This is a genomic window from Halomicrobium sp. HArcel3 (assembly GCF_058933135.1).
The window spans coordinates 259,191-265,466 of sequence record NZ_JBZYDN010000005.1; the positions used below are offsets into that span (position 1 = coordinate 259,191).

Genomic DNA, 6,276 nt, shown 5'->3' on the forward strand with positions numbered 1-6,276 from the left:
CGGTCCGGCCGCGGAGGGCCGAAGCGAGTCGGCGCATTCACTCCTAGGTAACCGAGTCAAAAAATACCCACTGTAAACTCAAATGGCCGTTTTACAGAACTCGATTCGTCGGGTCGGTACGTCAAGTCGCCGTTTCACCGATCGACGTACCAGATCGCGAAGACGAACGCGAGCACGACGGCGCCGCCCGCGAAGAAGGCGAGTCCGGGCGGGAGAATCGTCGCTACGGCGGACTGGGCCGACCCGGCCGCGCTGGCGGCCGTCTCCGTCGCGACGTCCGTCGCCTGCGCAGAGACGCCGCTCGGGGACGTCCCGTTGGTGAGGTAGCTCGGGTCCGGCGTCGTCCCGCCGGCGCTCCCGCGCTCGACCGACGGCCCGAAGAACGTCTCGAGCCCCCGGCCGAACAGCTGCTGGACGAGCAAACTGGCGACCGCGAGCGTGCCGACGCCGCCCAGCAGGCTCGTCAGGGCACTCCGGACGCCGGAGGTCTCCTGTTCCCCGCCGGCACAGATGACCAGCGGCTGGTTCGCGGGCGCGTACACGTCCATCTCCCGGCCCTTCTCCGAGTAGGCCGTGTCGACGACTTCGACCGCACCCGCGGTTTCGAGCTTCTCGAGGTGGTACTGGGCGTTCTGGAGCGAGGTGTCGACGCGGTCGGCGAGTTCGCCCGGCGGCGCGGGCGTCTCGTTGAGTTCGGCGAGCAGTTTCCGCGCAGTCCCCGCCGAGAGCGCCGCGAGCACGTCGTCGGCGTCCTCGCTATCGACACCGATCACCCGGGGCTCCGCGTCGGGCGCCGTCGGGTCCCTGGAGGGAAGGAGTGACATGGTTAAAGGATATGTTCTACTCCGGTATTAGTCTTGGTGCCGATCACTCAAAGAGCCGTTTGACTAACTCTGTTCCGGCCACAGTTAGTTCATCGCGGCCGATCTCGGAAATTCGCCGCCATCTCGCGTTCCCAGCCGGCGTGTCCGCCAACCCCGTAACGACTTTGAACGCCGCCGGTGAAAGACGGGATATGCAGGAGTGGATCACCTACGGCATCCTCGCTGCCCTACTGATGCTGTTTTTCTTCTTCTACCTAATGATCCGCCGGACCGTCCAGGGGTTCAAGGAAGGGATGCGCGGGAACCGCAAGTAGACGAAACTGGTTAGTGAGCGACGGCGGTCACCTCACGTATGGACCCCCGGATACGCAACCACGCCGAAATCGTCGTGAACCACTCCGTCTCGCTCGAACCCGGCGACGACGTGCTCGTGGTCGCGCCCCCCGTCGCCGAGGACCTGGTCGTCGCCATCCACGAACTGATCGGCGACGTCGGCGCGAACCCCGTCACCATGTTCGACAGTGATCGCGCAGAACGGGCCTTCCTCCGCGCCGGCGACGACGAGTTCGAGACGCCGGCCCACGAACTCGCCCTCATCGAGGAGACGGACGCGTACATCTCGGTCCGCGCGGACGACAACGTCACCGAGACCAGCGACGTCGACCCGGCGACGAACGCCGCGTACCGGCAGGCCAACCAGCCCGTCCTCGAAGAGCGCCTCTCGAAGCGCTGGTGCGGTACCCAGTTCCCCGCGCCGGCCAACGCCCAGCTGGCCGAGATGAGCACCGAGGGCTACGAGAACTTCGTCTGGGACGCTATCAACAAGGACTGGGACGCCGTCCGCGAACACCAGGCCCAGATGGTCGAGATCCTGGACCCCGCCGACGAGGTGCGTATCGTCTCGGGCGACACCACCGACGTGACCATGCGCATCGACGGCAACCCGACGCTCAACGACTACGGCGAGAAGAATCTCCCCGGCGGCGAGGTGTTCACTGCCCCCGTCGCCGACAGCGTCGAGGGCGAGGTGCTGTTCGACAAGCCCCTCTACCACCAGGGCCGCGAGGTGACGGAGGCCTACCTCCGCTTCGAGGACGGCAAAGTCGTCGAGCACTCCGCCGCCAAGAACGAGGACGTCCTGACGCAGGTGCTGGAGACCGACGAGGGCGCCCGCTACCTGGGCGAACTCGGCATCGGCATGAACCGCGACATCGACCGGTTCACCTACAACATGCTGTTCGACGAGAAGATGGGCGACACCGTCCACATGGCCGTCGGCCGAGCCTACGAGGACACTGTCGGCGAGGACAACGAGCGCAACGACTCCGCGGTTCACGTCGATATGATCGTGGACATGTCGGAGGACTCGTTCATCGAAGTCGATGGGGAGGTTGTTCAGCGGGACGGGACGTTCCGGTTCGAGGACGGGTTCGAGGAGTAGCATCCGCCGAGCGACGCGAGGCGGTTCACCGGACGCGAACGAAGTGAGCGTCCGGCATTTTTCATCGACGTTTTTCAAGGAGTGGTGCCCGCAGCGAGCAACGCGAGCGAGGACACCCGACGCAGAAAAAGGCCGGTCGGACATGATCGTGGACATGTCGGAGGATTCCTACATCGAGGTGGACGGGGAAGTGGTTCAGCGGGACGGGACGTTCGTCTTTGAGGACGGGTTCGAGGAGTAGGGAGATTCCGACCGCCAGGAGGAATCTCCGTAAAGACGAACGGCGAGTGGAGCGAGCCGTGAGGACGGGTTCGAAGCGTAGCTCCGGGAGGGAACTCACCGCCAGCTACTCCCATCCAGACGCCCTATGCCGATTATGGCCATCGGTCAGTTCGAACTCGCGTTTCGAGTGCTGGCGGGACTGTTCGTCGTCGTCGCGCCGACGCTGCTGTTTCTCGGCCTCTGGAAGGGGCTCACGTACCTGCGCGACGACGAACTGATCGAGCGGGCACGCCGGATGGAGGGTCGTTCCAGCCCGTCGCCGGACCCGACCGGCATCTCCGCCTTCCCGGCGTCGGCGTTCGACGGGAACGAGGGGGAGGAGGCCCAGGAGACCGTCGTCTGCGATGCCTGTGGGACGGCGAACCGGGCCGGTGTTCGGTTCTGCCGGGAGTGCTTCGGGCGGATCCCGGACGAGTAGCTGGATCACTGAGTATTGACGGCCTGATAGAGGACAACAACACCCCGAAAGCCCTCGGCGCGCTCTCTGGAGTCGGAATAGAGACCGCTAACAACATTCAGAAAGCCCTCGGCGCGCTCTCTGGAGTCGGAATAGAGACCGCTAACAACATTCAGAAAGCCCTCGGCGCGCTCGACTCGCGCGGACCTGCTGCGCTCCTCACTCCGTTGCGGTGCTTACGGGTCCGTGCTTCGCCGACCACGCCTCGCCCTTTCAGTCCTCCAGGCCCAGCCTTGCTCGCGCAGCCTCACTCCGTTCGGCACGCGCTCGCGATTGAGTCCGCCACCCCTCCCCGAACCCGCCGCGGACGCGGCGGGTCACGCTTCCTTCCGCAACCGCTCGGCCGGGAGCGCGTTTCATCGCGCGACCAGGGGAAGGGCAGGACTGCGGTCCTGTCCTGGAGGACTGAAAGGGCGAGGCGGGCTCGGGGAACCCGGGCGATGCAAGCACCGCAGCCGAAGGCGAGGAGCACAGCGAGCCCCGGGAGCCGAGCCCGCCGAGGGCTTTCTGGTTCTAGTCGTCGCTGTCCATTTCATCGACTCGGCCGAGAGTTATCCGTTCAATTCACACACCGACGGACCGGGGCGGACGTCGATGGACGGAGCGAACCCGCCTTCTCTCGAACTGTTCCACGCAGATTGCTCAACACGGGAGTCTTCGACCCGAAACTCCCCGTCGCGACGTGACAGCGAATTTTAGAGTGCTATGGGCCGGAAGCGAGGGGTTCAAGCCCGCGAGGCGGCGATCCGTAGGCGTGCATCTGACGTTCGTCGTCGGCGTCCGTCCCCCCGCGGACGGATCTGTCGATGAGACCACTGGCCGGCCAGCACCGCTTCCCCGTCGCCCATGAGTGAGTCGGCGACGGCGAAGCCCCCGGGCCGCCTGGGCGTCTTCGTCTCTATCTGTACGTTCTCCTTCCTGGTGAACTTCGGCCGGATCGCCTTCGCGCCGCTGGTGGACTTCTTCATCAGCAACGACATCAGCCCGGCGGCAGCGGGCCTGGCGGCGACGGCGGTGTGGGTCGGGAGTGCGTTGCCGCGCTTGCCGACGGGCTACCTGCTCACGTTCGTCAGCCGCCACCGGACGCTCCTGGGGATGGGGCTGGGGCTCTCCGCGGCGGCGGCGTTCACCGCGCTCGCGCCGGGCATCTGGCTGACGGTCGTCGGCGCGCTGTTCGTCGGCCTCGCGACGGGAGTGTTCTTCATCGCGGCCAATCCCCTGGTGAGCGAACTCTACCCCGAGAACGTCGGGATCGCGGTGGGGTTGCGCGGGATGTCCTCGCAGATCGCCGCCGTCAGCGCGCCGTTCCTCGTCGCCGTGGCCATCGGCATGGGGTCGTGGCGCATCGCCTTCGGCGCGCTCGCTGTGCTGGCGCTCGCTGGAACGGCGGCGTTCGCCCTCGCCGTCCGCCGGGCCGAGTTGCCCGACGCCGGCCGGGACGACCGCGACCTCATCGCCGGCATCCGGGCCCAGTGGCCGCTGGTCGCCGCCGGCGTCGTCTTCGTCGGCTTCACGGGCTTCGTCTGGCAGGGCGTGTTCAACTTCTACGTCACCTACCTCGGCGCCGCGAAGGACATCCCGCCGGGGACGGCCAACAGCCTGCTGACGCTCACCTTCGCCGCCGGCGTCCCGTCGTTCATCGTCGCCGGCCGCCTCGCCGACCGCTTCTCCTACCTCTCGATACTCCTCTCGGTGCTCGGCGGCTTCGTCGTCACGCTGGTCGCGTTCACGATGGTCGAGGGCGTCGTCGCCATCGCCGCCGTCTCCGTCGTGATGGGCCTGGTCGTCCACGGCCTCTTCCCCGTCGGCGACGCCTACCTGCTGGACAACCTCCCCGACGAGAACCGCGCCAGCGCGTACTCGGGCTTCAGCGCGACGATGATGCTCATCCAGGCGCCCGGGAGCGTGGCGGTAGGGCTTCTGGCGCAGGCTGGGTTGTCGTATTCCGGTGTGTTCTACGGTTATGCTGGTCTTGTGGCGGTGATCGCTATCGGGATGGCGGTGTTAGCGAGGGCCGGGAAGTTGCCGACTGGGTCTTGAGACATCCATCTACGGTCTTGCCATCCCCTATCATGGAGAATTATGGCGATGTAGGTAGATGGAGGCTGGTCGAAGGAGATACCCCATCAATGTTATGCACTTATGGGATAGATTGGAACTATTGATGGTCTCAGGAACGACATCCGCTCTAATCGCCGGATTCTTTGCTGTACTGGGATCTGCGATAACAGGTGGAATCGCCATTATTCGGTCAAGACAAGAGCAAAAGGCCGCAAACAGTAGATTACGGGCGGAAAAGATTGCGCAACGAAAAGCGGATGCAATTATCGAATTAGGAATACAGCTAGAAAGATCTAGAAATGTCTATGATCGCTATCTAAGGGGAGCTATTAGAAATTCAGTTGATGAGGAGGAATTTGAAAAAACTGTACAGGACGAATATCGAGAGTTGAGAAGATCTATCGAAGAATCACACGTCTTCCTTAATGATGAAGGAGAGGAGATTCTATGGCAGTTTCATGACCTGTTGATTGACGCAGAGGTTTATATAAAATGGAAAGCTGATAACCATGATCAACTTGAATTTCGTGAGGGTGATATTATGGAACTTTGGCGGACAGAACACAGGCCTGAAGAGAAAGATTTCGATTTTCGAGAATTTCAGAGAATGTATAATTTATCTCGACAAGCTATAAAAAAGGACGTTTCTGAGAGAATTGACTCTTTGGAATATGTGAGTTAGAGTTCCTGAGAAAATGAAACTGAATCAGGAATATTTTTAATTGATATGTTTGCTATGTAAATGGAAGGTATTCAAAGTTGTTTGCAACCGCGATTAACCCACTGCCTATTGCGAAAGGAGCGCTCATGACAGCTGCCGCCAAGGCAGGCGACGTAATTACTCCGATTATGTACAATATGGGGACAATAATGGCAATGATGGTTCCAAGAAAAACAAGAGTTCCTCCAAGAGCTCCGAGCTTGTCTGAAATATTAAACTGTCTTTTGATTTCAAAGGCAATGTCAAGAGTCCCATCTTCCCGAATTCCCAATTCAACTATCGAATTATCCGTTGATGAGTCAGTATAGCTCTCTCTAGATGACTGTGTGGGTTTTGAATCAGTAGCAGATTTGGGCCCGGCATCTGTTCTCCTAAAACGATCCCTATCCTCCCCCTCTTTTCCTTCCCTAATCACCTCCTCCTCATTACTCATCGCTTCCAACCTCTATACCAATTTCCGCATTACTTTTGAGGCTGATAAACTGGCCTG

The 6,276-nt window shown here is 61.6% G+C and carries 7 protein-coding genes; 5 read left to right on the forward strand and 2 right to left on the reverse strand.

The window, feature by feature from the left end; genetic code table 11:
- Positions 1-134 precede the first annotated feature (134 nt).
- A complete protein-coding gene (locus tag AC5FRV_RS14775; RefSeq protein WP_493561850.1) occupies positions 135-824 on the reverse strand; it encodes an ArsR/SmtB family transcription factor in 690 nt (229 codons plus the stop codon).
- A gap of 191 nt (positions 825-1,015) precedes the next feature.
- Between AC5FRV_RS14775 and AC5FRV_RS14780 the strand changes: the two genes are divergently transcribed.
- From AC5FRV_RS14780 to AC5FRV_RS14800, 5 genes are all read left to right on the forward strand, one after another.
- A complete protein-coding gene (locus AC5FRV_RS14780) occupies positions 1,016-1,138 on the forward strand; it encodes a DUF7859 family protein (RefSeq protein ID WP_281244858.1) in 123 nt (40 codons plus the stop codon).
- A gap of 38 nt (positions 1,139-1,176) precedes the next feature.
- Positions 1,177-2,265: an aminopeptidase gene (locus tag AC5FRV_RS14785; RefSeq protein ID WP_493561851.1), complete on the forward strand. Its 1,089-nt coding sequence runs from the start codon at positions 1,177-1,179 to the stop codon at positions 2,263-2,265.
- A gap of 376 nt (positions 2,266-2,641) precedes the next feature.
- Positions 2,642-2,965: a DUF7577 domain-containing protein gene (locus AC5FRV_RS14790; RefSeq protein WP_493561852.1), complete on the forward strand. Its 324-nt coding sequence runs from the start codon at positions 2,642-2,644 to the stop codon at positions 2,963-2,965.
- An 885-nt stretch (positions 2,966-3,850) separates the two neighbouring features.
- A complete protein-coding gene (locus AC5FRV_RS14795) occupies positions 3,851-5,044 on the forward strand; it encodes an MFS transporter (RefSeq protein ID WP_493561853.1) in 1,194 nt (397 codons plus the stop codon).
- 124 nt (positions 5,045-5,168) lie between these two features.
- Complete coding sequence (locus AC5FRV_RS14800) at positions 5,169-5,747, forward strand: hypothetical protein (protein WP_493561854.1); 579 nt, start codon at positions 5,169-5,171, stop codon at positions 5,745-5,747.
- A gap of 52 nt (positions 5,748-5,799) precedes the next feature.
- On the opposite strand, the gene AC5FRV_RS14805 is transcribed toward AC5FRV_RS14800, so the two are convergent.
- The gene (locus AC5FRV_RS14805) at positions 5,800-6,219 is read right to left on the reverse strand and encodes a hypothetical protein (protein WP_493561855.1); all 420 of its coding nucleotides are present in this window, start codon (positions 6,217-6,219) and stop codon (positions 5,800-5,802) included.
- Between the last annotated feature and the right edge of the window lie 57 nt (positions 6,220-6,276).

What these genes read in the sequence shown, in the direction of transcription:
- AC5FRV_RS14775 (WP_493561850.1), bottom strand. Translation starts at nt 824, where the DNA reads ATGTCACTCCTTCCCTCCAGGGACCCGACGGCGCCCGACGCGGAGCCC.
- AC5FRV_RS14780 (WP_281244858.1), top strand. Translation starts at nt 1,016, where the DNA reads ATGCAGGAGTGGATCACCTACGGCATCCTCGCTGCCCTACTGATGCTG.
- AC5FRV_RS14785 (WP_493561851.1), top strand. Translation starts at nt 1,177, where the DNA reads ATGGACCCCCGGATACGCAACCACGCCGAAATCGTCGTGAACCACTCC.
- AC5FRV_RS14790 (WP_493561852.1), top strand. Translation starts at nt 2,642, where the DNA reads ATGGCCATCGGTCAGTTCGAACTCGCGTTTCGAGTGCTGGCGGGACTG.
- AC5FRV_RS14795 (WP_493561853.1), top strand. Translation starts at nt 3,851, where the DNA reads ATGAGTGAGTCGGCGACGGCGAAGCCCCCGGGCCGCCTGGGCGTCTTC.
- AC5FRV_RS14800 (WP_493561854.1), top strand. Translation starts at nt 5,169, where the DNA reads ATGGTCTCAGGAACGACATCCGCTCTAATCGCCGGATTCTTTGCTGTA.
- AC5FRV_RS14805 (WP_493561855.1), bottom strand. Translation starts at nt 6,219, where the DNA reads ATGAGTAATGAGGAGGAGGTGATTAGGGAAGGAAAAGAGGGGGAGGAT.